The following is a 26,841-nucleotide window of genomic DNA, read 5'->3' on the forward strand; positions in this document are numbered from 1 at the left end:
GTTTATTTAGTAATTTCTAACATATCATATTGGTTAAACAAATCGTAAGATGAGGTTACTACATTCTCTCCTTTCTGCAAACCTTCAAGAACTTCGTAATACAGATAATTTTTACGCCCTATTTTTACATTGCGTTTAGTTGCCTTTCCATCTTTTTCTACAAATACCCAGTTGCCTCCGGTACTTTGAAAGAACTGTCCCTGCGACAATAACAGCGATTTACTGTTATCTGAAAGTGTTAATTTAGTTTGCATAGATAAACCTCTTCTCAGGTTCTCAGGCGCTTTGCCATCAAATACCATTTCTACTTGAAACTGACCAGCTGTTACCTCTGGTATAACTTTGTTTACTTTTAATTTGTAAGTCTGTCCGTCAAACTCACAATGTGCACTTTGCCCTTCTTTAACTCTGTTGATATAATACTCGTCTACCCCAGCCTGTAATTTATAACCTTGCAGTACATCAATTTTTCCCAACATCTCGTTAGATGAATAAGATTTACCTATTACAGGATCGTAAGATGATAATCTTCCTGATACAGGTGCTTTAACGGTCATGTTCTCTATATTTTGTCTGATCAGCTCCAAACTTTCATTCATACGGCCTATAGAGCTTTCTATCTGCTGGAGCTGCATTCCACGACTTTGGTTTTCTTGTTTAATTGCTTGCTGTAAAAGTGCTTTACGTCCTTTATAATAATCGTAATCTTGTGATGACATAGTAAATTCTTCTCTTGTAATTACTTTACGATCAAATAAAATGCTGTCTGCTTTAAATTTACGGGTAGCCGAACGCAGTTTATTATCAATATCCATCATATCCTGCAACATTACACGCTGATTTTGCTCCAAATCTAAACGTACCTTACGCAATTGGTTAATTTGTTCGGTTATGCTGGTTTCACTGGCAGTATAACTTGCCAAAGCATTGGGGTTAGCTATTCTTAATAAAGGTGTACCTGCTTTTACAAATGATCCGTTCTCTGTAAAAATCTGCGCTACTGTTCCTCCTTCGCTTGAGCTTACAATTACAGAAGTTAGAGGCACAACACTGGCATTGAGTAGCACTACATCTTCAAAATCTCCGTATTCTACTTTACTCAATGTAATTTTATCTGCTTCAACCCTGTAAACTTTGTTTAATGATAAGCGATATCCGTAAGCAACCAATGCAATAAAAACAATAGCTGCAACCATGATAATAATGGTTTTGCGGTTAAATTTTTTCTTCTCTATTACTTTGTCCATGAATTTTTTAAACGTTACCTGCAGTTTGCCAAGTTTATGCCAACTCACAACAAAAACATTAAACAACTATAAATCAACAAGATAAATACAATTATCAAAAATAAGGTGTTCGTTATTGAACATTTACTGTGCAGCAACGTACACTTCCCCTATTTTTGCAACATGATAGACAGCAATATCCTTGTAATTGATGATGATGACGACATTTTACTGAGTGCCAAGCTTTTTTTAAAACTGCATTTCAGAAATGTGATTACCTGTAAATCTCCAAAAGAAATCAATGTCTTATTGAGCACCAATGATATAGACCTTATCTTACTGGATATGAATTACCAGAAAGGGGCCAGCGATGGCCGTGAGGGACTTTACTGGCTCGAACATATTCTTTCTATCGATAAAGATTACGTAGTCATCTTAATGACTGCCTTTGGAAGTGTAGAGCTGGCTATACAAGCCATTAAAAAGGGTGCTATAGATTTTATCCTTAAGCCTTGGGAAAATGATAAATTGTTTGCCACTTTATCTGCCGCCTCAAAACTGACCCAGTCTAAAAAGAAAGTTAAAAAGCTCGAAAGGATACAAAGCTCTCTTCATACCGATATTGCCCGAAAATTTGAAAATATAATAGGCGACAGTGCCGATATTCAGCTTTTGCAAAAGAACCTGCTTAAAGTTGCTCCTACCGATGCCAATGTGCTAATTCTTGGAGAAAATGGAACAGGAAAACAGGTGTATGCCTACGAAATCCATAAAAAATCATTGCGCAATCAACAAATTTTTATGCATGTTGATTTGGGTTCATTAAATGAGAATTTATTTGAAAGCGAATTGTTCGGTTATGCCAAAGGTGCATTTACAGATGCTAAAGAAGACCGTCCGGGCAGATTTGAAATGGCCGAAGGTGGTACCATCTTTTTAGATGAGATTGGTAATTTATCCTTAACCCTACAAACTAAATTACTTTCGGTTTTACAGAACAGAACAATAACCCGTTTGGGTGAAAGCAAGGAAAGGTCTATTAATGTAAGATTAATTGCAGCCACCAATATGCCTTTAAATGAAATGGTTGCTAAGGGAACATTCAGACAGGATTTGTTATTCCGTATTAACACGGTAGAACTGTTATTACCACCTTTAAGAAAAAGAGGAGATGATATACAGGTACTTGCCAAACATTTTATTGATGTTTTTAGCAATAAATACCATAAGCCTGCCAAAACCTTATCTCTACAGGCAAAAAAAGCTTTACAGGAATATAGCTGGCCTGGTAATGTGAGAGAATTGCAACACGTTATTGAACGGGCCACCATCATGTCTGAAAATTTTGAAATTACTGAAGATGACCTGCAGTTATCACCTCATAAGTTTAATCATCAGCAGGCTGTAGCTATGGATCTGCCTTTAGAAGAAATGGAAAAAGCTATGGTAGCCAAGGCTATAGAAAAACACAAAGGCAATATATCTCGGGCCGCAGCAGAATTGGGTTTAACCAGAGCTGCACTCTACAGGCGTATCGAGAAGTTTGGCTTATAGTTTTGTTGCTTGTAACTTTAAACAAATTTTAACAGAGAAAGAATCATTAGTTATATGTTCTACCAGCGTTTTACTTTCAGACTTATTGTTAAGCTTTTATTTATCAATCTGCTGGCAATTGTCTTATTTTTCTTAATCCGTGAAACGCAGTTATGGTTTACCATTATAGGTATAAGCCTTGTGTTGATTATAGCCATTATCTCTTTATATTATTACATTAACCAAATCAAAGAAGATATCCGGCGTTTTACACTGGCTGTTAAAACCAAAGATCATACTTTAAATTTCAGGAATAAGGCTACTCGAGGTAGCTTTCCGGAATTATATGAATCTTTCAATGAAATCATTGATGTGCATAAGAATGTTCAGTTAGAACAGGATGCTATCGCCATGCTCATTAAAACTATATTGGAACAGGTTCCGGTTGGCGTAGTGGTTTTAAAAACACAGATTAGTGATTGGGAAAAGGCACAGATTGCTTTTTTTAACCTTGCTGCAAGCAATCTATTAGGTGTACCTTCTTACAGTTACTGGCATCGGTTTAAACAACATTTACCTCATTTTGCGATAGAGATTGAAAAAATAGCACAGGGCGGTAAAAGGTTTTTAGAGCTTAAGATTCATGAAAAAATCGTGCAGTTATCTATAGAAGTTATTCCTTTAAATTTATATGGCGTCGATTACAAAATTATTTCTTTTAAAAATATCAAAGACGAGATTGAGCAGAAAGAAACAGAAGCCTGGAACCGGCTGGTAGGTGTGATCTCTCATGAGATTTTAAACTCAATTACGCCAATCAGTTCTTTGTCTGATACCGCAAATCAGATGATTACGCATAAAGATCATTTGAATGAAGAAGAATTAGCCGATCTGAAATCAGCTTTGCAAACCATTAAAAAGAGATCTGAAGGTTTATTACAGTTTGTGAATGACTACAGACTTATAGCTGAATTGCCTACTCCTAACAGAGAAGCAGTTACCATGAGTGAAATTTTAAATCACATCAAAACCCTGATGTTACCAATGGTTAAATCTAAGGGCATTGTTTTCGATGTAAAAAATACTTCATCTAAAATTACATTGATGATAGACTTTAAATTGATTGAACAGGCTCTGATCAATCTGATTACCAACAGCATTTATGCATTAGAAGAGACGGAACATTCGTGCATAGAGGTCAATTATCATCTTGCTGATAACAAGATACACCTGAATGTTACAGATAACGGACGTGGCATTGAACCTGATAAAATTGATAAGCTTTTTGTCCCTTTTTATACCACAAGAAAAAATGGTTCTGGCATTGGGTTAACCATTACACGTAACATTATGAAGATGCACAATGGTAATATAGAAGTGGTTTCCGAACCGTATAAACACACCACTTTTTCTTTGATTTTCAATTACCAGTAGTTCGTTGAATTGGTTAATTGAAATTACATCAAGATAGACCCTGAAATAAATTCAGGGTGACGCCGCTATTATCGTCATGCTGAACTCGTTTCAGCATCTTAAAAAGTAGTCACTCAAAGGTCACCTTAATATGCTGACTTGGAGCAAAGCTATAAAGTAAAACGGGTTCAGCATGACGGTAAGTAAAGGTCAACAATGTGTCAGGCTGTCCCGATAGCTATCGAGATTGTCGAAGCATACATTTCGACAGGCTCAATGTGACAAGGACAAGCTCAATTTGACAATTGGGTTTTAATTAACCTTTAATAGCATTGATAATATCATATTGAGTAATGATATCGAAACGCCCGTCCGGCAATTCAACCAAAACAGCACTGTTCTCTTTATTGATCAGCGATGATATTTTATCAATTGAAGTATTCAGATCAACAAAAGGAAAAGATGAAGTCATGATACTCTCAACTGGTGCGGATTTAAGGCTTGGATTTTCTAACAATGCTTTTAAAATATCTCCCTCGGCAAGTTTACCCACAAACATACCTTTCTGCGTAACCGGAATTTGCGAAATATTTAATGTATTCATAGTATTGATTGCCTCAGAGATGGTTTTCTCACAATCGATGCTCACAATTTCTGAACTTTCTTTTTTAGCCAGAATTGTACTTGCCGTAAGTTTTTCGTCTTTCAGAAATCCTCTCTCTCGCAACCAGTCCTCGTTGTACATTTTACCCATATAACGACTTCCGTGATCATGGAAAATTACAACCACTACATCTTCAGGTTTTAAATGATCTTTTAACTGTAATAAACCCGCGATTGCCGCTCCGGCAGAGTTCCCTACAAAAATGCCTTCTTGCCTGCAAATTTCACGGGTCATTAAGGCAGCATCTTTATCGGTTACTTTTTCAAATAGATCAATGGTATCAAAATCCACGTTGGCAGGTAAAAAGTCTTCACCAATGCCTTCGGTTATGTATGGATAGATTTCATTCTTATCGAAAATACCGGTTTCTTTATATTTCTTAAACACAGAACCATAGGTATCGATACCCCACACTTGTATATTCGGGTTTTTCTCTTTTAAGTATTTACCTGTGCCCGAAATGGTACCACCGGTACCAACTCCAACCAAAAGATGGGTAATCTTACCTTCTGTTTGTTCCCATATTTCTGGTCCTGTTTGTTCATAATGTGCCTGAGAATTGCTCAGGTTATCATATTGGTTAGGTTTCCATGAATTGGGTACTTCGCGTTCTAATCTTGAAGAAACTGAATAATACGAACGCGGATCTTCAGGCTCAACGTTAGTAGGACAAACAATTACCTCAGCCCCAAAAGCACGTAAAGCATCTACTTTTTCTTTAGATTGCTTATCTGTTGTGGTAAAAATACATTTGTAGCCTTTTATAATAGCGGCCATAGCCAGTCCCATACCTGTATTTCCAGAGGTTCCCTCTATAATAGTACCGCCCGGTTTTAATTTTCCGCTTTTCTCGGCATCTTCAATCATTTTAAGTGCCATACGGTCTTTAATAGAGTTACCCGGATTGGTTGTTTCTATTTTGGCTAAAACCGTAGCAGGAATATCTTTAACGATCTGATTAAGTTTTACCAATGGCGTATTGCCAATGGTTTCTAGAATATTGTTATACCACATGCTGCAAAAATAAGGATATGCTTTTAGTATTAAGGTAATTATAAAGCAATTAGAATATTATTTTAGCGAGATTTTTAGCAGAAAATTTTATTTCATTTTTAACCTTAAAAGCCCGGTGAAAAAGTGATTAATTAGGCAAGCTTATAAATTTTACCTGGCAAAGAAACAATTACACCTTTCATTTCCAGCATGAGCAGTTGAACAGCAAGCTTACTTTGCTGAAGGTTCAATTTGACTTGTAAATCATCTACGCTCAAGGTTTTTTCTGTCAAGGCGTTTGCAATCAATTGTTCTTCTTTAGACAGGTTAAGGTTCAAAACCGTTTGTTTTACGGGTTCAGGGTTTAATGCACCTTCCCATCCCATATAATACATCAAATCTTTGGCTTGATGAATTAAAGCTGCCCTATTGGTCTTGATTAAAAAATTGCACCCTTTTGAATATTCATCCGTTGTGCGGCCCGGGTAAGCAAATATATCTCTGTTGTATGAATTGGCAATCTCTGCCGTAATTAAGGCGCCGCCTTTAGCAGAAGCTTCAACAACTACAATTGCATCAGCCATGCCTGCAATAATCCTATTCCGTTTAGGAAAATTTTCTCTGTCGGGGTTGGTACCGGGCAAGTATTCTGTAAGCAAGCCCCCGTTTTTTGTCATTTTTTTAGCTAGTTCTGCATGACTTGCGGGGTATATACGATCTAAACCATGCCCCAGAACCCCTACAGTAGGAATATCGCAATTTAAACTCTCCTTGTGCACTATGGCATCTATACCATAAGCCAATCCGCTAACGGTGAGAACATTTTGCTCGCGCAACCCCTCTAAAAGATCTTTACATAGCCCTTTGCCATAAGTTGTAGCATTACGTGTACCTACAATGCCTACTACACGTTTATGGTTAAGATCTGCACTACCTTTGTAGTATAAAATTAAAGGCGCATCAATACAATTTCGTAAACGTTTAGGATATTGTCCATCTGTATAGAATAAGACTTCTATCTTGTGCTTTTCTATGAAATTAAGCTGTTCTTCTGCTTTTTTAAGAGCTGTTGTATGCAAAATTGCTTTAGCGGTCTTCTCGCCTATGCCCTCTGTCTGCACCAGCTGATGGTATTTAGCATCAAATACAGCTTGCGCTGTTCCAAATTTTTGCAACAGGTTTTTAGAAATCCGCGGTCCTACACCGTGAATCATTGAAAGCGCAATTTGATAAACTATTTCCATTTTAAAAAAAATATTTAACTGAAAATAAGCTAATTACATAATCAAACTATAAAAATAGTTGCAAAACTATTTTTATAGTTTTAAATTTAAATTATTACAAAATACACTTTATGAAAGAATTAACAAAAGCTGAAGAACAAATAATGCTTATCCTTTGGGAAATGAAAGAAGGTATAGTAAAAGATATTATTGAAAAGATTAGCCCGCCAAAGCCTGCGTATAATACGGTTTCAACTGTAATTAGGGTATTAGAAACTAAAAATTTTGTTGCCCATAAGGCAATCGGTAATACGCATGTTTATTACCCGATAATAAGCGAAGAACAGTACAAACATTTTGCATTAGATAAAGTTATGCATAACTATTTTGAAAATAATTATGAGCGTTTGGTATCATTTATTATTGAAAAGAAAAACATTGACATAAAACAATTAGATGAATTGGTAAACCTAGCTGAAAAACTTAAAAATAAGAACTCATGAACTGGATATACTACATTCTTGAAGTAAACTTATACGTAAGTATCTTTTACGTATTTTACAAGTTAATTTTGCAACATACCACTTTCTATAATGCAAACAGGTATTATTTAATATTGGCCGTTGTGGCATCTTTTATTATCCCGCTAGTTCAATTAGGTTTTTTAAAACCGCACGCTTTTATTGATCCAGAGCTTAATTACCACCCTATGCCTTTAGAACTACCAGAAACTAAAACGATTGAGCAAACACCTGCCTTAGCTTTTGAAGATTATGTTTTGTACTTCTATATAATTTTAGTTTTTTTCTTAGGTCTGAGGTTTTTAATAGCTATCTCCAAAATCATTAGAATGTATTTTGGTAACAGGAAAAGTAAATATGGGAAATATACTTTGGTAGAATTACCTACCGAACAAAGCCCCTTTTCATTTTTCAATATCCTTTTTATACACCCTATTATGGCTAAAAATGAAGCTGTTTTAACTCACGAAAAAATACACATTAGAGAAAAGCACAGCATAGACATCATCTTGTTGGAACTGCTTAAAATTATTTGCTGGTTTAATCCGGTTATCTATTTCATTAAAAATGACTTAAGGTTACTACACGAATACATTGCAGACGAAAACACCACAACGACAATTATTTCTAAACACGAGTATGCGATGTTTCTTATCGAAAACTCGATAAGCGCATTCTCCACTTCATTTGTCAATCATTTTTTCAATCAACCCACATTAAAAAACAGAATCAAAATGTTAAACAAAGAAAAAACAGCAAATCGGGCAAGGCTCAAATATTTGCTAACCATTCCGCTTGGAATTGGATTACTCTGTGTATCAACACTTAGCTTTAGTAAAAGTTATGGATATATAGATTTGCTTGCTGAGAAAAGCTTTTATACTGATGTTCAAGAAAAGCCCAAAGCAGTAAACATTAAAAGAGATCAGGTTAAATTTCCACCGCAAATTGTAAAAACTGATTCATTGAAAAAACAAAATCCTAAAAGAGATCAAATTAAGTTCCCTCCTACGTACAAACCTAAAAATCAAACCTCATTTTATCCTCTAAATCATTATAAAAACCAAAAAGCTGTACAGGTAGACAATAGACTGATCATAATTAATGGGTTAAAGGTAGAAGACAACAGTAAATTTTATGGTGTTACCAACAGTGATGAAGTTTTGATTTTAAATTCAACGGAAGCAGTAAAAAAATATGGACCTAAGGCTAAATACGGAGCAGTAGAAATTTCTGGAAATGTAAAAGAAATAGATCTGGCAGAACCACCACCCTCGTTATATAAATTACCAATTGAGATAGACCGTACTAAAGGAGAATTATTAAGTTTCAGCACGATCACAGGTGCAAAATCGCTGACGATTTACGATAGATTTGGAACTATAGTTTACAATAATACCGCTTATAATGATGATTGGAATGCCAAAAAAGGTAATTACGGTAAATTTGAAGACAAAGAAGTTGCCAGAGGTACTTATTATTTTTTTGTTAAAGTAAATGAGGAGCCTGAAAAAAGCCAAAGGGGTTCAATCATAGTTAAATAACCCTATTGTGGTACATAAACCACATATTTGGTATCAAAGAATTCTTCTTCAAAATAATCTGAAAGCGGATACAGCTCCGCTTTTAATTTAGATTCTTTGATTTCTTCGGTTAAATCGCCACCTTTTAGGTATAAAATACCATTTTGAATGGCGTTCAGGTTTTCTTTGGCAAATTTACCTCTTACCCAAGGGTAAAAATCACCCAGACGTGTTACTGCACGAGACACAACAAAATTATATTTATCTGTAATTTGCTCTGCCCTACTGTGGCTAGCTTTTACATTCTTTAACCCCAAAGCCTGAGCCACTTCTGTTACAACCTTTATTTTTTTACCAATAGAATCTACCAGATGGAATTGGGTTTCAGGAAATAAAATAGCTAATGGAATACCGGGGAATCCTCCTCCCGTACCTACATCCAATACTTTCTCTCCTTTTTTAAAGCTGCAAAATTTTGCAATACCCAAAGAGTGCAAAATATGACGCTCATAAAGCTCCTCAATATCTTTTCTCGAAATTACATTGATCTGTGCATTCCAGAAGCTGTACAGTTCAAATAATTTTTCAAATTGAACCGTTTGTTCAGAATTCAGGTTCTTAAAATATTTATAAATGATATCGGGTTTAATTTGCGCCATTTTAAATTCAAAGATTATTTCCAGCTTACTTTTTTTACAAAGATAGACAGAATAGCATTAAAGACTAAGAACAACACCAACAATATATCCAAAAATGGAAACCACCAGCGTAGTTCTTTGTAATTAAGCCTATGTAATAGCTTAGGGTAAACAAAACTCCTTACAATGATGTTTAGTATCAAAATACCCAAAGCAATAAACTGTGTGGCTTTAAAACATAACAAAGCCACAATTAGCGCATAAAACAAAAACTGAGTAACAATCTGTAAGCTTAAAATAAATTTATGCTTGGGTTTATAGAGTTTTCCAGCGCCTATATGACGTTTTTTCTGCCTGATGTAACTTAAAAAAGTTAGTTTAGGCCCGCTCCAAACATGTGTTTCACGGTTAATCTGTATAATGGTATTATCGGCAGTAGCATTTGCATTTACAAACAGATCATCATCGCCCGATGGTATGTGCATATGTGCAGCAAATCCTTTGTTCCTAAAAAACAGTTCTTTATGATAGGCCATATTTCTGCCTACGCCCATGTAAGGCATCCCCTTTAGCGCAAAAGAAAGGTAATTTACTGCAGTAAAAAAAGTTTCAAAGCGAATTAGCACATTCAATAAGCTTCTTTGCTTTGTATAGGGCGAATAACCCAGTACAATTTCTGTATCACTGTTCACAGTTTTTTGCATACCCAAAAGCCAGTTTTCTGAAGCGGGCATACAATCAGCATCGGTAAATACAAGCCAGTTGTACTTAGACGCTTTAATGCCCATGGTGGCAGCAAATTTCTTTCCGGCAATAAAGCTACCGCCTTCGCTTACTGTTACCATTTTAAGGTTAGCATATTGTTTGGAAAATTCTTCTAAAAGCTCTTTTGTGCCATCCCATGATCTATCATTAACCACTACAACTTCATATTGCCCATAGTTCTGATTAAACAGTTTGGGTAGGTTTTTTCTTAGGTTTTCTGCTTCGTTTCTGGCACAAACAATTATACTTATAGGTTCATGTTGCCCGGTATCAATTCCCGTAATTTTATAACGGGCCAATTTAACATGTACAAACAAGGTATAGTAAAGCTGTATCAGCACACAAATAACAAGCGCAATTAAAAGCGTAAATTCAATTAAATTTAGTTCCACAATGATGATTACAAGCCAGCAAATTTCGTTTTTTAATCTGTATTATTGCCTGATGTTGAAAAATATGCGCTTTTAACAATCAGTCTTGAACTATCCCAACAGTTTAAATGCGGTTTAGAAGAATTTTCTTTTTACTTTTGTTCGATTTTTTGAGGAATAATACAGGATATGAAATTTGAGTTAACCGCAGCCGATCCGCATTCTAAGGCCAGAGCAGGAAAAATAACCACTGCGCACGGCGAAATACAAACCCCTATTTTTATGCCGGTAGGTACAGCCGGTTCGGTAAAGGCGGTACATCAAAGAGAGTTGAAGGAAGATATTAAAGCTCAGATTATTTTAGGTAATACTTATCATCTGTACCTCAGACCGGGCTTAGATATTCTGGAGCCTGCCGGTGGACTGCATAAATTTATCGGATGGGACAAACCTATTTTAACCGATAGTGGTGGTTATCAGGTTTATTCTTTAAGTCAAGTAAGAAAAATCAAAGAAGATGGCGTAACTTTCAGATCACATATTGATGGCTCAAAGCATCTTTTTACGCCTGAAAATGTAATGGATATACAACGCACCATCGGGGCCGATATTATTATGGCTTTTGATGAATGCACACCTTATCCATGTGATTACAAATACGCTTCCAATTCACTGAACATGACCCACCGCTGGCTAAAGCGTTGTTGTGACAGGTTTGATCATACCGACCCTAAATATGGTTATGAACAAACGCTTTTCCCTATTGTTCAAGGCTCTGTATATAAAGACCTAAGGATTAAATCTGCCGAGTTTATTGCAAGTATGGACCGTGATGGAAATGCTATTGGCGGATTATCTGTTGGAGAACCTGCAGAAGAAATGTATGCCATGACAGAAGTGGTATGTGATATATTGCCTCAAAATAAACCCCGCTATTTAATGGGTGTAGGTACACCGATAAACATATTAGAGAATATTGCTTTAGGTGTTGACATGTTTGACTGCGTAATGCCTACAAGGAACGCAAGAAATGGCATGTTGTTTACCAAAAACGGCGTAATCAATATCGGCAATAAAAAATGGGCAAATGATTTCAGTCCTATTGAAGCAGATAGCGATCTATTTGCCGATCAGGTTTATTCTAAGGCTTACTTAAGGCATCTAATGCATTCTAAGGAAATTTTAGGCGCACAAATTGCTACCTTGCATAATCTTCACTTCTATTTATGGCTTGTGCAACAAGCACGCGAAAAGATATTGGAAGGTACTTTTTACGAGTGGAAAAACAAAATGGTAAAAGTATTAGGCACTAAACTGTAAATGAAAGCAATTAAACAGCGTTTAAAAATTCTCGATGCCTTTATTATTGGCAAATATCTAGGTACTTTTCTTTATACGCTGGCTGTATTTATTGTAATCATCATCATTTTTGACCTTTCAGAAAAACTGGACGATTTCTTGAACAGTGGCCTGAATATTTGGGGCGTAATTACCAAATACTATGCAGGTTCAATTCCTTTTTATGTAAATATGCTTTCGCCGCTGATGAATTTTATTGCGGTAATTTTCTTTACAGCAAAAATGGCAGATCAAACCGAAATTGTTCCCATATTAAGCGGAGGTGTAAGTTTTAACCGTTTCTTAAGGCCTTATTTTATTTCCGCATTCATTATTTTTTCGGCCAATCTGATATCAAACCTTTATATCCTGCCTTATACTAACCGCATTAAAAACAAGTTTGTAAACGAAGTTGTAAACAAAGACGATCCTTTTACAAAATTCAATATCCATATGAAATTAGATAAGAATACCTACATCTATATGGATAATTTTGATAACCGCAGCAATATTGGTTATCGCTTTACCTTAGATAGGTTTAAAGGCGATACATTAACTAAAAAGCTGGTTGCTGAACGCATTGCGTACGATTCGGTAAAACGGGTGTGGAAGATCTCTAACTACTCGGTGCGCAATATAGACGGCCTAAAGGAAAACTTCAGCTCTTATCTCAACTCTACAAAAGATACCCTGCTGGATATGACACCAGAAGATTTCTCGGTATATGACAATGTAGTTGAATCCATGAGCACAAAAGAATTGGGCATAAAGATTGAAAAAGAGAAAATAAGAGGTTCAGGCATGATGAACGACCTGCTATTTGAATATTACAAACGCTGGGTACAGCCCCTTTCTGCATTTATTTTAACGCTTATAGGGGTCGCCTTATCTTCAAGAAAAGTAAGAGGTGGCGTAGGTCTTCCGCTAGGTATAGGAATTGTTCTAAGCTTCGCTTACATCGTTTGTGACCGCTTTGCCAAAATGTTCTCTACCAAAGGTGGATTACATCCTTTATTAGCCAATTTAGCCCCTGTAATCCTGTTTGGCCTGTTGGGCTATTACCTGTTAAGGAGAGCACCAAAGTAAGCGCTAAAAACACCTATTTATTATATTACCGTAGAGATTACTCTTCTATGAATCTCTTGTACGGAAAAGTCCTGTATTTGCTCAACATTTACAATCTATTCTTACGCTCTCCGAGCCATTGGACAAACCTTATTACATTTTAAATTCCAGCTTTATTTAGATAAAAGTATCATTTCATCGGTCTAAACAGAAAGGAAGATAATCACAAAATACATTACAACATTTCTTTTAATGCTTCATAAAAAAAGTTACAAACCTCTTAAAAAAACGAAATCAAAACCACTTGTAAAATCAACATTTCGCATCAAATTACAAGTCGGTATTTATCTTATTTTGTTTCTCATGAGCAGGAGATAAACACTAAGAAAAGCACTAAAACGCCTGCATAAAATAGCAGTTTTTACAAGGTCAGTTTTACTACCTTTTCAAATATTTAGGCGCTTAAAAACATTCCCTATTTCTACAAATACATATTCTTAAAGGCTGTAATTTCATGACTTTAAAAACGAAAACCTATCTATTTTTTTGAAGAAAAAAAATAGATAAAATTAAATGAAAAATACACTAAGTATAAAAAATAAGAAAAAGTAAATACAAAATATCTTTCTAACATCAGGTAAAAATCATAGAAATACGCAGCTATAAAAAACCTCATTAAATCATATTTTTGTCAGTAAAAAAACAACAAACATTACATCCAAAGATCTCTAAATAAACAACAGATTCATACGAGTTAATGCAACCCAAGTTACGGGCTAAACAAGTTTCACAAAAACTAAATTAAAGCAAAATACCCTACAAAAATCAAACATGAAATAGTATTTATTTTTAGAAAAGAATTGCTAATTATTTATACAAATCAAAAAAAAGAGCTAAAAAACAGCAAAGAAATTAACCATAATTAGTGTACATAAAATTCACTATATAATACATTTATTTTTTTGTATGTTTGATGTATAAAAACCCATATAAAATTACCAAAAACAACAAAAATAATTTGATTTTAATCTTAAATAATAGAACTATAAAAATATAAATATCAATTATTTACAAAATTCAAATAAAATTTAAGTCAAATTAATAACCCAAAAAAATCAAAATAAAAACTAATATTTTTAGCAAACAAACAAAATGCACAAAAACAAAATATATAAATATTTAAAAATCAGTACATTAGTTATTATAATATTAATAATAAATTCATATTTTGGTTTTGCGCAGATTTTCGACTCCTCACAAAGTCCACTTAGTGTAAAATGGAGGCAAATAACCGCAGGAGGCTTTAAAATCATCTATCCTGCCGAAATGGAAAAAGAAGCCCAGAGAATGGCCAATACATTTACTGCCTCCTACCCTCTCATCGGCGCTGACTATAAACAACAGAAAACACGTATCCCGATCATCCTTCAGAACCAGGGAATAAGCGCAAATGGCTTTGTTCAACTAGCTCCTAAAAAGTCGCAATTTTATACTACGCCACCTCAATATTTTGACAGTCAGGATTGGCTAAATAATCTTACTGTTCATGAGCTAAGGCATGTAGCGCAATTTGATAAAATCACCGGAACACATGGCTATCCTTTTCCTGAAGAAATACACTTTGCCTATTTAGGCGCAAGCATCCCTACCTGGTACCTCGAAGGTGATGCAGTGTTGACCGAAACCATATTGACCCACTCTGGAAGAGGCAGGCAACCCAATTTGATAATGCCCTACCGGGCCTCTCTTCTTAGTGGAAAAAACTTCTCTTATTCTAAGGCCTATTTTGGTTCGGACAAAGACCAAACTCCGGGTTATTACCAATTGGGTTATTTACTCGTTTCAAAACTTAGGGAAAAATACGGTAAAGACATCAATGACCAGCTTCTTACCGACATCAACAAAAGACCTCTCAGACTTTATCCTTTTTCATCTAGTTTAAGGAAAATTACAACGCTAAACACCAACCGCTTTTACCACGAAACTTCAAATACATTAAAACTGCAATGGCAAAAACAAGACAGTTTAACCACTAGTAAATCTTACTCTCTTTATAACCGTGAAAATAATTTCGCAACAGATTATTTCTTGCCCGTAAAAATAGATGAGCACTATGTGTTAGCATTAAAACAAAGCAAGGCCGAAACTTCAAAATTTATACTTATTGATAGCACCAAAAACGAAAAGACTTTATTTCACATCGGCTATCAAGAGCAACCTTGGTTCAGTTATGCCAACCATAAAATTGTTTGGAACGAAACACGCTATGACCCACGTTACAGACAAAGGAGTTATAGCGTAATCTGCATTTACGATTTTCAAACCAAAAAGAAAAGCCAAATCACCTACAAAAGTCGATTGTTCTCCCCAAGTCTTTCGGCCGATGGCAAAAAACTAATTGCCGTGAGTATTGACAAAGCCAATCAGTCTGAACTTGTATTTGTAAATCTTAGCAATGGAAAACTCACAAGTGCTTTTTTAAATGATAAAAACGATATTCTACAAACTCCCGCTTTAAGTTTTGACGGAACAAAGATCAGTTGGGTTAGTGTTAGCGAAAAGGGGAAAGCCCTCTGGTTAAAAAATTCAGACGGAAAAATCCAGAAAATCATCGACGACACAAAAGAGCAGTTGAGCAGGCCTGTATTTATAAACCACCAAATCGCTTTTAATGCCCATTACAACGGAATTGATAACGTTTACAGCATAGACCCTCAGAATAAAAAGATAGTGGCGCTAACAGCCGCAAAATACGGTGCCTTTAATCCGTCATTTAGCACAGCTGGGAATTCCCTCTTTTTCAATCTTTATACCGAGCGAGGTTACCAGATAGCAGAGACTACATTTGAAATACTCCCATTGCAAGAGAACCATTTTGTTTACTTCGCTCAAGCCGCCCAAGATCAAGAGAACAGCAGTTCTATTTTTGAAAATATTCCCGACAGTACTTTTGAAAGCAAACCTTACAAAACATTCTTTCACACCATTAATTTACACAGTGTTACTCCCGTAACAGATGAAAAAGAGAAAATAGGGCTTGAGTTAAGATCTAATGACCTGTTAAATACCACCAGCATTTACGGAGGCGCATCATACAACACCAACTTGAAAAGATTAGAATACAGCGCTGGATTAATCTATAAAGCACTGTACCCTGTTTTCAGTATAAACTTTATGAACAGGCCTCGAACACAATTTTACAAATACAAGAACCAAATCAACCAGGCCAACTGGCGTGAAGATTACATCAATTTCAAAGTAAACCTACCTTTAAGCGGCAGCTATATGGATCATAATTACAGTATTAACCCAGAGGTCAGCACTTATTACATCAAACGTTTTTTTGAGCCTAAAGAACAAGGCGTTTTACGAGATGTGGTTAAATTTCCAATGAAATATAGGCTTAATTTAAATCACACTTTAAGAATGGCCCAACGAGATATCGCACCAAGGTTTGGCCAGAATATTATTGTGCAATACTTAAACCAACCTTTTGACAAAAATTTAAAGGGCGAGCTGTTTTCGTTTGAAAGTTATTTCTATTTTCCAGGCATAGCTAAAAATCACTCGGTCATGACTAGTTTTAATTACCAAAGTCAAAGCGGTATTTTTAATGGCTCAACAGAGATCCAAACTGTATTTGGCTACAACCAGATCAAGGCAAAAAACCTATTAAAAAATTCTTTACTGTTTAATTATCGCTTCCCTTTCTTATATCCCGATCTTGAAATAGGCCCTTTAGCTTATATCAGAAACGTGAGGGCTACCCTATTTAGCCATTATGAAAATTTTGGCATCGAAACCAATCTGTCGCAACCTAAAACCTATGGTTTTGAATTGAGAAGCGACATGAATTTACTCAGGTACCAACCTGTAGTTGATTTAGGCTGCAGAGTTATTTTTGTTAATAAAATCTACAACCAAAACCCTATATTCGAGTTATTATTTAATTATAGCTTTTAAAAACCCTCTTAATATCCTTAAAAATGAAAGGGAAAACTATTTTCATTATCGTTGTAACGGCTTTACTAACCATTTTCTTAATGGTTAATCGTGAACCTGTTGACTTTGATTTCTTGATAGGCTCACCAGTAGCTATTCCAAAACTGATCGTAATCGGTGTATGCATCCTTATTGGTTTTATTTTAGGTTTTATTGCCGGAAGACCCAGAAGCACCATGAGCAGTTACAATGATGAAATTGAGAAAAATCAGGTAAACGAGCAAAATAAAAACACCTTATCTGATGAAGATCGCGACTATATCAATTAATAAGCAACTTTTCACACTTTGCTAAACTTGTTTGTAAAAAGTTTATAGGTCATCAAAAATAAAGTCACTGATATACTCTATTTTAGAATATCTCAATATTAATATTACTTATCTAACCTCTTTAAAAACACATTTTTAAAAACCGTTTTGCTATTTTTGCTATATAAAATATAGTCCCTTGCTTTCTTTTATATTATATAAAACACCACAAAAATATTTTAAGGCATTTGATACCCACTACAGCTTAATCAATCTCAAACAAGTTAAAGTAATCAGTGCCTGCATTTTGGTTTTAGCTCTATTTGCCCGTATTATAGGGGTTGTTTTTTATGCAGAAACAAGCAAAATACCAAATTATGATGAATACTCTCTTAGCAATTGGATACAATTACTGGGCGGTATTCTGTTTTGGTCTGTTAGCTCATACATCTTGAGTTCTACTAAAAGCACACTTACACAACGTAAGGTCACTGTTTTTCTTTTCCTTCTGTTTCAGTTACTTATTTCATTAGGAATAAGCTATACCGTTTCTCATCACAACACGAAAAATACACTTACGATGCTATTGGTAGGCATATTGGTGGTGAGCATTTTTTTTGTCATAGAATTGAGAGAAATCATTTTCACTTCAATCTTCCTTGCCCTGGCCTTTATTGTAGCTATTGTTTTCCCAAAAATAGCATTAGAAGAAAAACTCATCAATATTATTGCCGGTGTTACATTAAGTTTTATTCTCTTTTGTTTCTCAAGGCATACTTATCAATCAAAGTCGGCACATTTTATTAAAATCAAAGAATTAGAAGAGAAAAACGAAGAAATTGCGCTATTAAACACCCAGAAAACCAACATTTTATCTTTTGTGGCTCATGACCTGAGAGGACCTTTAAACAACATTGATGCCCTTAGCAGTTTAATGCTTTTGGAGAATGAAGACAATGCCGAAGCTAAAATGATCCAATCCTCAGCATCACAGGCAAAAAATATTATCAACGACCTGATAGAAGGCATTAAACAAGGAGACGATAATTTTAAAAAGGAAAAGATTTCTCTAAACAACCTGTTACAGCAAATTGTAAAAAAATGGAAAATCAACAGCGACAGGTTGATTGACTTTACTTTACCAAAAGAAGAATTTTTTATTATGGCCAACCCTTCCAAATTAGAGAGGGTTTTAGATAACCTTATCAGTAATGCTTTAAAATTTTCGCCCAAAAGCACTGCCATTAAAGTTAATTTACATCAGGAAGAAAATCATGCTGTTGTGGGGGTGCAAGATTTTGGTATTGGCATAGATAAAGTCATGCAAAACTTTATTTTCGATCAGTTTTCTAAAGCTGGCAGAAAAGGTTTATTGGGCGAAAAATCCATCGGTTTAGGACTTTATATTTCAAAACAACTCATTGAAAAACATGGTGGGAGCATAGAAGTTACAAGTGAGCAGAACCAAGGCACTACCTTTACCATAAAGTTGCCTTTGGCGTAATCAGAAATCCTCTTCGATTCTGTCTTTAAAAAAAGTCTTACCAAAGTTTACCAGAAACAATTCTCTTTTGGCACGGGTTACAGCCGTGTATAACCAGCGCAGGAAATCCAAATCGAGCATATCTTCTGTTAAATAACCTTGATCTACAAAAACCGAATCCCATTGCCCGCCTTGCGCTTTATGACAAGTTACCGCATAAGCAAACTTAATCTGCAAAGCATTATAATAAGGATCTTGCTTTATAGCGACCATTTTAGCCTTACGGTTCGCAATATGATCATAATCAAGCAAAAGTCCCTCATATAATTGTTTAGCAGCTGAGAATGGAAGATTTGGGCTCTCCACCTGAATCGTATCTAATATTACTTTACAAGTTATAGCGCCTAAATCAGGATAATCCAGCAATTCTATCTGTGCTTCTGCAAACCTGAAACCATAACGTTCTTCTTCCCTCCTTACCCGTATGATCTTAGCCATATCTCCGTTCGCAATAAAAGAAGCATCGCTGTTTTCGGGCAGCCAGAAATAATTGTTACGCACAATCATAATCAGATCCCCACCACCCAGTTCATCATCTTTGTATAAGATGCGAGTACGAATCTGGTTATTATAAGCATTTGCAGATTTATTTGACCTGCAAACAACCAAAGTATTTTCTACACCGTATTTGCGGTAAGCATACTCAAGACCTTCTGTAAATTTATGCCCGTTCATGCTGAAGATGTCTTTATAAGCCTTGGTTGCAAATTTCGGGACACCAGATTTATGCCGCTGAGAAATATGGATCATTTTCCGGAGCATAGTTGCATTTTCAAGTATACCCGATTTCTTTTGCTGTCTTACCACTTCCGTTAGCTCTATGCTTTGTGCATTTAGCCCAAAATGATTGGCCAAGTATTTTTCATTTAGCGCAGGACTTTCTATACTACCTACCGGTGGTAGTTGGGCTGTATCGCCCACAAAAAGCAACAAACAGTTTTTCTCACTCCCATCATGGGCCGGTTGGTACACATACTCTATCAAATCTTGTAAGAGAGAGGAGCCGTTTTGTGTATTATATTCATCCGCTATCATGGATGCCTCATCTATGATAAACAAAGTTTGTTTAACAAGATTTGGTGCCAAACCAAACCGTGTATCCATTTCATTAGAAGTTTTTTTCCTGTAGATTTTCTTATGGATGGTATAGGCTTTTTGTTGGGTGTAGCTACTCATAACCTTAGCCGCTCTACCAGTGGGCGCTAATAAAATAGATTTATATCCAAATTTTGGAAGTACTTTTACCAATGCCGCAACAGATGTTGTTTTTCCCGTTCCGGCGTAACCTCTCAGAACAAAACAGCTTTCTGGCTTTTTAGCTGTTAAAAATCCCGCCATTGCCTCACAAAATTGTAGTTGTTGCGCAGTTGGGTTAACATTGTAAGCCTGTGCTATAATTTGTCCGTTGTGCATTTGGCAAATATGCGATGCTAATCTTATAGAAAAAAACTTATTTTTGCCTAACATGAACGAGAATAACAGCATTTTATTGATCGATCCCGGTTTTCATCCAGAAACAGCCGCTTCATGCAGCCTGATCGTAAAAATAGGTTCCGGTAATTTATCCTATACTATCATCAATAATGATGAAACACGTGTTATTGCTCTTTATGATGAACCTGAGTGTACAAACAGTATCCAGAAATTTAACCAGCTCTTAAAAACCGATATTTATTTAACCCTGCCCTATGCAAAAATCAGCATAGCGGTTAATACAGGTAACATCGCTTTTATTCCTAACGAACTGTTTAATGAAGATGAAATAAACACATATACCCAGTATTTTTCGGAAGACAGCTCGAAACAGATTTTTGTACAACCAGATCGTAGCGCAGGTTTTACAACAGTTTTCTCACTACCTTTACTTACCGAAAAAAGCATTTCGGGTATATGGCCTCATTATAAGGTATACCAACAGAACCAAGGATTAATCGCATTGGGAAAGGGTTTTGAAAAACAGAATCTCCTGCTTGATTTTTCGGCCCATACCTTTGAAGCTTTGGTATTTAATGATGGTATTTTGCAATTTCAGCAACATTACGAGTTTGACAATAATGAAGAGTTTGTATATTATCTCCTCCTTATTGCACAACAATTAAATCTTGATTTTGAACAGGTTAACGTTTTAGTAAGTGGGATTATCCATTTAAACGATGAAAAATGGAACAGTATCAAGAAGTATTTTACTAATTTAAGTTTATTGAACACTGATATTGCTTTAAACTGTTATGTGATTGAAGACATGCCTAAGCATTATTACGCAGGGCTATTATCTATTTACATATGCGGATAATTGGCGGAAATCTTAAAGGAATCTTTATAAAAGCACCCGATAAGCTTCCTGTAAGGCCTACTACCGATATGGCTAAAGAAGCCTTGTTCAATATCCTCAATCACTCTTTTGATTTTGGAGAATGTGATATCTTAGATTTGTTTAGCGGAACGGGCAACATCAGTATAGAGTTTGCTTCACGCAATGCAAAACATATTACAGCCATAGACAAACATCCTGCTTGTGTACAATGGATTAAAAGTATTTCACAAAAGCACCAGCTTACCCAGATTAATCCTTTAAAAGCCGATGTATTTAAATATCTGCAACAGGAAAAACGGCAATACGACATTATCTTTGCCGATCCTCCGTATGACCTGCCAAATATACCGACAATTGCACAACTGGTTATTGAACATAATTTATTAAAATCTGATGGTTTATTGATTATAGAGCATCCTTCTATGCTTAAGTTAGACCAGAAACCAGGTTTTTCTGAATGCCGGAAATATGGAAATTCTTCGTTCAGTTTTTTCAGAAATTAAATAATTCAATTTTAGAAAGGCATTCCTATACCAAAGTTGTACTGTAAAAAGCGGTATCTGTCCGGGCTATGCGTAAGTTCATAAGCTGCTTTAAACGCTTTTGCCCCACTTAAGTACTTGCTGATAACCCACTGTTCTCCAGGTGCAAACTGAGGATCTTTCAACTTTAAGCCTACATCAAACCTGAAAACAAAGTACTGTACATCATACCTGAAACCTAAGCCTGTTCCCAAAGCAATTTGTTCATGTAATTTTTTAAAATTAAAATAGGTTTGTGGTTGCGGGTTGCCTGGCGCAATATTCCAGATATTTCCGCCATCTAAAAAGGTAGCACCTCTCAATTTACCACCAAAAAATTTCGAGGCCAAGATAAATCTATATTCCAGATTGGCTTCAATACGCATCTGCCCTAACTGATCGATACCAAAAGAAGATGCACGCACCTCGGGACTCGAAATCACCTCACGATTGTAATTACCCGGACCTAAAGTACGGGCCTGCCAGGCTCTAACACCACTTGAACCACCAGCATAGAACAATTTATCAAAAGGCATAGCCAAAGAGTTACCATACGCATACCCCACACCTGCGTTTATGCGTGCTACAAATTGCTTTTCATTATCAAAGTTCTTATACCATCTAATATCTACCTCAGGCCGCAGGTATTGGTTATAAGGCAAACCTAAAACTTTTCCATAATTACCTGCTGCCGGATCAGGTTTTTTACCAAAAATCCTATTGCCCAGATACAAAAGATTACCGCCTATCTCCATATTTCCTTTAAAATAAATGAAAGTACGCTGTTGCGAAAGTTTCTCCGCATTTAAACTGTAAGCATATTTCATACCTAAGGTCACGTCTTTACGTCCGAGCAAAGTAATGTTATAGGAGTTTTTCTCAAAAAGTTCTTTATTATCAAGATATTGCTGATAATTTGTTTTGTCAGTGGTGTCTATCAGTACACTACCAAACCGGTATTCAAAATTTAAAGGAGTAAATGAATGTAATTTGGATTTCGTTTCAACCCAGTCGTAACTAATAGAGTTGATAAAAATACGCCTTACCGTTATATCTTTCTGTAACGCATAAAGATAGCTGCTTGAAAACGTAGTATAAGGAATACCATTTTTTCCCATAAGCGGAATGTTAAACGGCACCATTAATCTTGGCACGGTTAAACTTGCACTTACAGAGAAATCTCTCTGGTAGATATCTGAAAACAAAGAAGTTCCTTTGGTATTTCTAGCTTGCAACCCACCTTTGATCTGGAACTGAAAGCGCTCTGCGCCTTTAAAAATATTATTATTGGTATAGGTATTACTAATGTTAAAACCTACTGTAAAATCATTAAAGGGTATTTCGCCTTCAATACGATTGCTCATTCTCTTTTGTGGCGTTAGCATTACCACGGGGTTTACCTTATTCGTACTGTCTTTAGGCTTGTAATAATCTATCTTAACATTTTTGAACACATTGAGATCATACATCCTGTCATAAGTCAAGGTTTCTTTATCTATATCATAAATTTCACCCGGTTTAATAAAATTATAGCGTATAATGGGATTTCTTCTGTACTTATGAGAAAGATCTGTAAACCGTATATCTCTGAAAACGCGTTTATTTAATTCTATCGAATCTGTAAATCCCTCATAGCTTGGCGCAATGATAATATTGGTTTCACCTATGGTATAAATCTTGTGCTTACCCGAACTGTCTATAGGATTATCTATAATCAGTTTTACGCTTACTTTATTGTTATTTTGGTTAGAATCAGGTTCATATCTTACATAAGGGCGCACAAAATCAAAATATCCGTTCTGGCGCATAAGCTTATAGATGTTTTCACGTTCGTAAACCAGTGAATCCTCATCATACTGCATACCTTCACTCAAATGGGTAAATCTCGATTTATTTCCCATATAAAGGTTTTTCACCTGTTCATCAGGTATTTCATAGTTGATTTTATTAACCATGAAAGGAGCACCTGTATTGGCCTTAAACTTAACGGTAGCCAGTTTATTTTTTACAGAAATTTCTGATTGTACTTTTGCATTAAAGAACCCTTTACTTCTCAGGTACTTTTCAATCTGCGTACGCGAGATTTCTACCAGTGCACTATCTAAAATTGCCGGAGGAGTACCCAGAGGTTTGATGTTATGCGTTTTATACTTTCCGTTCTTGGTATTAAAAATATTATATATTCCCTCGTTAAGCCCTAACCAACCTGCAGGTCGTATATCTTTCTGAACATAATTGTAGGCAGCTTCTTCATAAGGTTTTGAAATGCTATCTATTTCTACCTTTTTAACTATAGACTGGTAACTTTCAATATATTTAGTTGATGAGCATCCTGCTGTAAAAAGCAGAATTAATAGTATTATTGCAAAGTGGAAATTCTTTTGCTTATAGTTTAGGTAATATGCTTTCAAAATCTCAAATCAGTTTTATAAAGTCGCTACATCAAAAAAAGTACCGCAATGCAAACGGGTTATTTATTATTGAAGGTATAAAAACATTAACAGAATTTTTAAAATCTGATTATATCCTACAAAGCATCTATTTTACACCCGCTTATGCCAAAGCTATTGCTGCACTTAAACTTGGTACAAATATAAATTTATTTGAACTAAGCGATGCTGTATTAGAAAAGATTAGTACACTGCAAACACCACAAGGTGTATTGGCTGTAGTTGAGATACCAAATACACGAGCTATTGATCCTCAAACCCTAAAAAGCAAATTTTCGTTAGTTCTTGATAATGTTCAGGATCCCGGAAATTTAGGGACGATTATCAGAACTGCCGATTGGTTTGGCATACAGCACATCATCTGCTCTGAAAACACTGTTGAGGCATACAATCCTAAAACAGTACAATCTACCATGGGTTCTTTATGTCGGGTAAATATATCCTATACTTCATTAACTGATTTCTTAGCCCATACCTCTTTACCTGTATTTGGGGCTTTGCTTGAAGGTGAAAATATTTACAAGGTAAATTGGGGAAATGAAGGGCTGATTTTATTAGGCAACGAAGGACATGGCATTTCTCATGAACTGATCAAAAAAATTAACATACCTGTAACTATTCCCCGTATAGGCCAAACAGAATCGTTAAATGTGGCTGTTTCGGCAGCTATTTTTTGTAGTGAATTAGGGCGCATGAAATTTTAGTATAAATTATTCTAATTTTTCTCATTTCTAATTTGCAACCTCACAATTAATTGTTATTTTTGCAGCCTTGAAAAAGGTCGAGTGGCCGAGTGGCTAGGCAGAGGTCTGCAAAACCTTGTACAGCGGTTCGAATCCGCTCTCGACCTCAAGATTAAATAATAAAAGAAATTAAAGCTTATTGTTATGGGAGTTACAAGATTAAAAAGAAAAGACAGATATAATAAAACTGTTTCTCGCTTAGAAGTTCAAGGGTTAAAATTAGCTACTAACTTAGAATTGGGAAGCCGTTCTAAACAATCTAAAACTGATCAGTTAGCTAAAAACAACGCTATTTTAGCTGCTTTGTCTAAATAGTCTTCTTTAAAGAAATTAAAAAAGCACGTGCTTACGTGCTTTTTTTATAAACTTTATATTTGATAGGCAATGATGTCTGCCTTGAACCGCCCTGGTGCTGATGATATCTACTTAACATACTATTAAATTAGTGTAGATTTTTACCATGGACATCAAAATTTATAATTTCTTGTTTTACCTGCTTAAATGGCTGTTCATTACTCTACTTATCAGTATTTTAGTGGGCTCTGCTTCGGCTTTCTTCTTGTACACATTAGACCAAGCCGGAAAATTTAGGGATAACCATCCTTTAATTATTATTTTGCTACCTTTTGCAGGCCTTGTAATAGGTTACGTATATTTTAAATACGGTAATGGCGTAATTAGAGGTAATAATCATTTAATTGATGAATTTCATACCCCAAGATCCGTCATCCCTTTTAAAATGGCTCCCATGGTTTATGTAGGAACCTTACTTACCCATTTATTTGGTGGTTCAGCCGGACGTGAAGGAACCGCCGTGCAAATGGGCGGAGCAATAGCCGATCAATTTACCACTCTGTTCAGGCTGTCAAATCACGAGCGTAAAACAGTATTGATTATAGGTATAAGCGCAGGATTTTCGTCTGTTTTCGGAACACCTTTAGCAGCTGCTGTTTTTGCACTAGAAGTATTAAGTTTCAGAAAACTGAAAAGTTCAAATGTATGTATAGCGCTGGCTGCAGCTTTTATGGCTGATTACATCTGCCGTTTATACCCTATAAATCACAGTCATTATATATTATCCTCTTTCCCGAGCTTCAGTTTCAAAATCTTATTCTGGTGCATTGTTGCAGGTTTAATATTTGGCATAGCTGCTTATTCTTTTTCAAGTCTGCTGAGATTTTTTGAAAATACATTTAAGAAAGTGATCAAACATGTTGTTTTAAGACCTGTTGTTGGTGGAGCAATTATTGTTATAGCGGTATATTTTATGGGCACCAGGTACACCGGCTTAGGTGTCCCTGTAATCAATAACAGTTTTGAAAACCTCCAGAACAACTATGATTTCCTACTTAAGATGCTGTTTACTACTTTTACTTTAGGTGCCGGCTTTAAAGGAGGAGAAGTTACACCTTTGTTCTTTATTGGTGCCACATTAGGTAATGTTTTAAGTTGTTTTGTTCCTCTACCCATGGCTCTTTTAGCTGCTATGGGTTTAGTTTCTGTTTTTGCAGGAGCAACTAATACACCTTTAGCGAGTTGCTTTTTAGGCTTTGAATTGTTTGGTGCGCCTGGTATTTTATTTATTTCTATTTCCTGCATAACGGCTTATTTATTTACCGGCAAAAAAAGCATTTATCATTCTCAGTTACCTTTAGGCCCTAAGTATCTGATTTATAAAAAGCTTAGAAATTTTAAAAAGTAAATCTCATTATTTAACTTAACGTAGAAAAATCGTCGATTGATTCCT

At 35.5% G+C, this 26,841-nt stretch carries 21 protein-coding genes, 1 tRNA gene and 1 riboswitch; of the genes, 15 read left to right on the forward strand and 7 right to left on the reverse strand.

Annotation, left to right across the window (positions count from 1 at the left end; translation table 11 throughout):
* Window positions 1-2: 2 nt before the first annotated feature.
* The gene (locus tag ACLHG9_RS00250) at window positions 3-1,247 is read right to left on the reverse strand and encodes an efflux RND transporter periplasmic adaptor subunit (RefSeq protein ID WP_410219607.1); all 1,245 of its coding nucleotides are present in this window, start codon (window positions 1,245-1,247) and stop codon (window positions 3-5) included.
* A 162-nt stretch (window positions 1,248-1,409) separates the two neighbouring features.
* Between ACLHG9_RS00250 and ACLHG9_RS00255 the strand changes: the two genes are divergently transcribed.
* Entirely contained in the window at window positions 1,410-2,780 is a 1,371-nt protein-coding gene (locus ACLHG9_RS00255) for a sigma-54-dependent transcriptional regulator (RefSeq protein ID WP_410219608.1), read from the forward strand.
* Between the two features lie 54 nt (window positions 2,781-2,834).
* Window positions 2,835-4,193 carry a sensor histidine kinase gene (locus ACLHG9_RS00260; protein WP_410219609.1) on the forward strand — a complete coding sequence of 453 codons (1,359 nt, stop codon included), beginning with the start codon at window positions 2,835-2,837 and terminating at the stop codon, window positions 4,191-4,193.
* Between the two features lie 295 nt (window positions 4,194-4,488).
* On the opposite strand, the gene ACLHG9_RS00265 is transcribed toward ACLHG9_RS00260, so the two are convergent.
* Together ACLHG9_RS00265 and dprA are read right to left on the reverse strand one after the other, a co-directional pair.
* A complete protein-coding gene (locus tag ACLHG9_RS00265) occupies window positions 4,489-5,850 on the reverse strand; it encodes a pyridoxal-phosphate dependent enzyme (protein ID WP_410219610.1) in 1,362 nt (453 codons plus the stop codon).
* Window positions 5,851-5,981: 131 nt separating this feature from the next.
* A complete protein-coding gene (gene dprA / locus ACLHG9_RS00270) occupies window positions 5,982-7,073 on the reverse strand; it encodes a DNA-processing protein DprA (RefSeq protein ID WP_410219611.1) in 1,092 nt (363 codons plus the stop codon).
* A 110-nt stretch (window positions 7,074-7,183) separates the two neighbouring features.
* Between dprA and ACLHG9_RS00275 the strand changes: the two genes are divergently transcribed.
* Both ACLHG9_RS00275 and ACLHG9_RS00280 read left to right on the forward strand, forming a co-directional pair.
* On the forward strand, window positions 7,184-7,555 hold the full coding sequence (locus ACLHG9_RS00275) for a BlaI/MecI/CopY family transcriptional regulator (protein WP_410219612.1): 372 nt from the start codon (window positions 7,184-7,186) through the stop codon (window positions 7,553-7,555).
* Window positions 7,552-9,117: a M56 family metallopeptidase gene (locus ACLHG9_RS00280; protein WP_410219613.1), complete on the forward strand. Its 1,566-nt coding sequence runs from the start codon at window positions 7,552-7,554 to the stop codon at window positions 9,115-9,117. Before ACLHG9_RS00275 ends, ACLHG9_RS00280 begins: the two co-directional genes overlap by 4 nt.
* Before the next feature lie 2 nt (window positions 9,118-9,119).
* Here ACLHG9_RS00280 and rsmG read toward each other — a convergent pair whose 3' ends face one another.
* Both rsmG and ACLHG9_RS00290 read right to left on the reverse strand, forming a co-directional pair.
* Entirely contained in the window at window positions 9,120-9,755 is a 636-nt protein-coding gene (gene rsmG, locus ACLHG9_RS00285) for a 16S rRNA (guanine(527)-N(7))-methyltransferase RsmG (RefSeq protein WP_410219614.1), read from the reverse strand.
* A gap of 14 nt (window positions 9,756-9,769) precedes the next feature.
* A complete protein-coding gene (locus tag ACLHG9_RS00290; RefSeq protein WP_410219615.1) occupies window positions 9,770-10,891 on the reverse strand; it encodes a glycosyltransferase in 1,122 nt (373 codons plus the stop codon).
* Between the two features lie 168 nt (window positions 10,892-11,059).
* On the opposite strand from ACLHG9_RS00290, the gene tgt reads away from it, so the two are divergent.
* The 5 genes from tgt to ACLHG9_RS00315 all read left to right on the forward strand — a co-directional run bounded on the left by tgt (window position 11,060) and on the right by ACLHG9_RS00315 (window position 19,027).
* Window positions 11,060-12,190, forward strand: coding sequence for a tRNA guanosine(34) transglycosylase Tgt (gene tgt / locus ACLHG9_RS00295; RefSeq protein ID WP_410219616.1), 1,131 nt, complete (start codon window positions 11,060-11,062; stop codon window positions 12,188-12,190).
* On the forward strand, window positions 12,191-13,294 hold the full coding sequence (locus ACLHG9_RS00300) for an LptF/LptG family permease (RefSeq protein ID WP_410219617.1): 1,104 nt from the start codon (window positions 12,191-12,193) through the stop codon (window positions 13,292-13,294).
* 1,131 nt (window positions 13,295-14,425) lie between these two features.
* Window positions 14,426-17,236: a TolB family protein gene (locus ACLHG9_RS00305; protein ID WP_410219618.1), complete on the forward strand. Its 2,811-nt coding sequence runs from the start codon at window positions 14,426-14,428 to the stop codon at window positions 17,234-17,236.
* A 23-nt stretch (window positions 17,237-17,259) separates the two neighbouring features.
* Complete coding sequence (locus tag ACLHG9_RS00310) at window positions 17,260-17,544, forward strand: LapA family protein (protein ID WP_410219619.1); 285 nt, start codon at window positions 17,260-17,262, stop codon at window positions 17,542-17,544.
* A 178-nt stretch (window positions 17,545-17,722) separates the two neighbouring features.
* Complete coding sequence (locus tag ACLHG9_RS00315) at window positions 17,723-19,027, forward strand: sensor histidine kinase (protein WP_410219620.1); 1,305 nt, start codon at window positions 17,723-17,725, stop codon at window positions 19,025-19,027.
* On the opposite strand, the gene ACLHG9_RS00320 is transcribed toward ACLHG9_RS00315, so the two are convergent.
* Window positions 19,028-20,479: an ATP-dependent RecD-like DNA helicase gene (locus ACLHG9_RS00320; RefSeq protein ID WP_410219621.1), complete on the reverse strand. Its 1,452-nt coding sequence runs from the start codon at window positions 20,477-20,479 to the stop codon at window positions 19,028-19,030. It lies immediately after the preceding gene.
* Window positions 20,480-20,531: 52 nt separating this feature from the next.
* Between ACLHG9_RS00320 and ACLHG9_RS00325 the strand changes: the two genes are divergently transcribed.
* On the forward strand, window positions 20,532-21,359 hold the full coding sequence (locus tag ACLHG9_RS00325; RefSeq protein ID WP_410219622.1) for a DUF3822 family protein: 828 nt from the start codon (window positions 20,532-20,534) through the stop codon (window positions 21,357-21,359).
* Complete coding sequence (locus ACLHG9_RS00330; RefSeq protein WP_410219623.1) at window positions 21,350-21,883, forward strand: RsmD family RNA methyltransferase; 534 nt, start codon at window positions 21,350-21,352, stop codon at window positions 21,881-21,883. The genes ACLHG9_RS00325 and ACLHG9_RS00330 overlap by 10 nt, the downstream gene beginning before the upstream one ends.
* 11 nt (window positions 21,884-21,894) lie before the next feature.
* Here ACLHG9_RS00330 and ACLHG9_RS00335 read toward each other — a convergent pair whose 3' ends face one another.
* The gene (locus tag ACLHG9_RS00335) at window positions 21,895-24,312 is read right to left on the reverse strand and encodes a BamA/TamA family outer membrane protein (RefSeq protein ID WP_410219624.1); all 2,418 of its coding nucleotides are present in this window, start codon (window positions 24,310-24,312) and stop codon (window positions 21,895-21,897) included.
* Between ACLHG9_RS00335 and ACLHG9_RS00340 the strand changes: the two genes are divergently transcribed.
* The 4 genes from ACLHG9_RS00340 to ACLHG9_RS00355 all read left to right on the forward strand — a co-directional run bounded on the left by ACLHG9_RS00340 (window position 24,303) and on the right by ACLHG9_RS00355 (window position 26,796).
* On the forward strand, window positions 24,303-25,055 hold the full coding sequence (locus ACLHG9_RS00340) for a TrmH family RNA methyltransferase (protein ID WP_410219625.1): 753 nt from the start codon (window positions 24,303-24,305) through the stop codon (window positions 25,053-25,055). The two genes, ACLHG9_RS00335 and ACLHG9_RS00340, sit on opposite strands and share 10 nt — an antisense overlap.
* 75 nt (window positions 25,056-25,130) lie before the next feature.
* Window positions 25,131-25,201 (forward strand) — tRNA-Cys (locus ACLHG9_RS00345).
* A 37-nt stretch (window positions 25,202-25,238) separates the two neighbouring features.
* The gene (locus ACLHG9_RS00350) at window positions 25,239-25,409 is read left to right on the forward strand and encodes a spore protein (RefSeq protein WP_410219626.1); all 171 of its coding nucleotides are present in this window, start codon (window positions 25,239-25,241) and stop codon (window positions 25,407-25,409) included.
* A gap of 56 nt (window positions 25,410-25,465) precedes the next feature.
* Window positions 25,466-25,526, forward strand: a riboswitch (Fluoride riboswitch).
* 28 nt (window positions 25,527-25,554) lie between these two features.
* On the forward strand, window positions 25,555-26,796 hold the full coding sequence (locus ACLHG9_RS00355; protein ID WP_410219627.1) for a chloride channel protein: 1,242 nt from the start codon (window positions 25,555-25,557) through the stop codon (window positions 26,794-26,796).
* The last annotated feature ends 45 nt before the right edge of the window (window positions 26,797-26,841 follow it).

Origin of the sequence: Pedobacter sp. (assembly GCF_046462515.1) — a bacterium.
Lineage (GTDB): Bacteria > Bacteroidota > Bacteroidia > Sphingobacteriales > Sphingobacteriaceae > Pedobacter.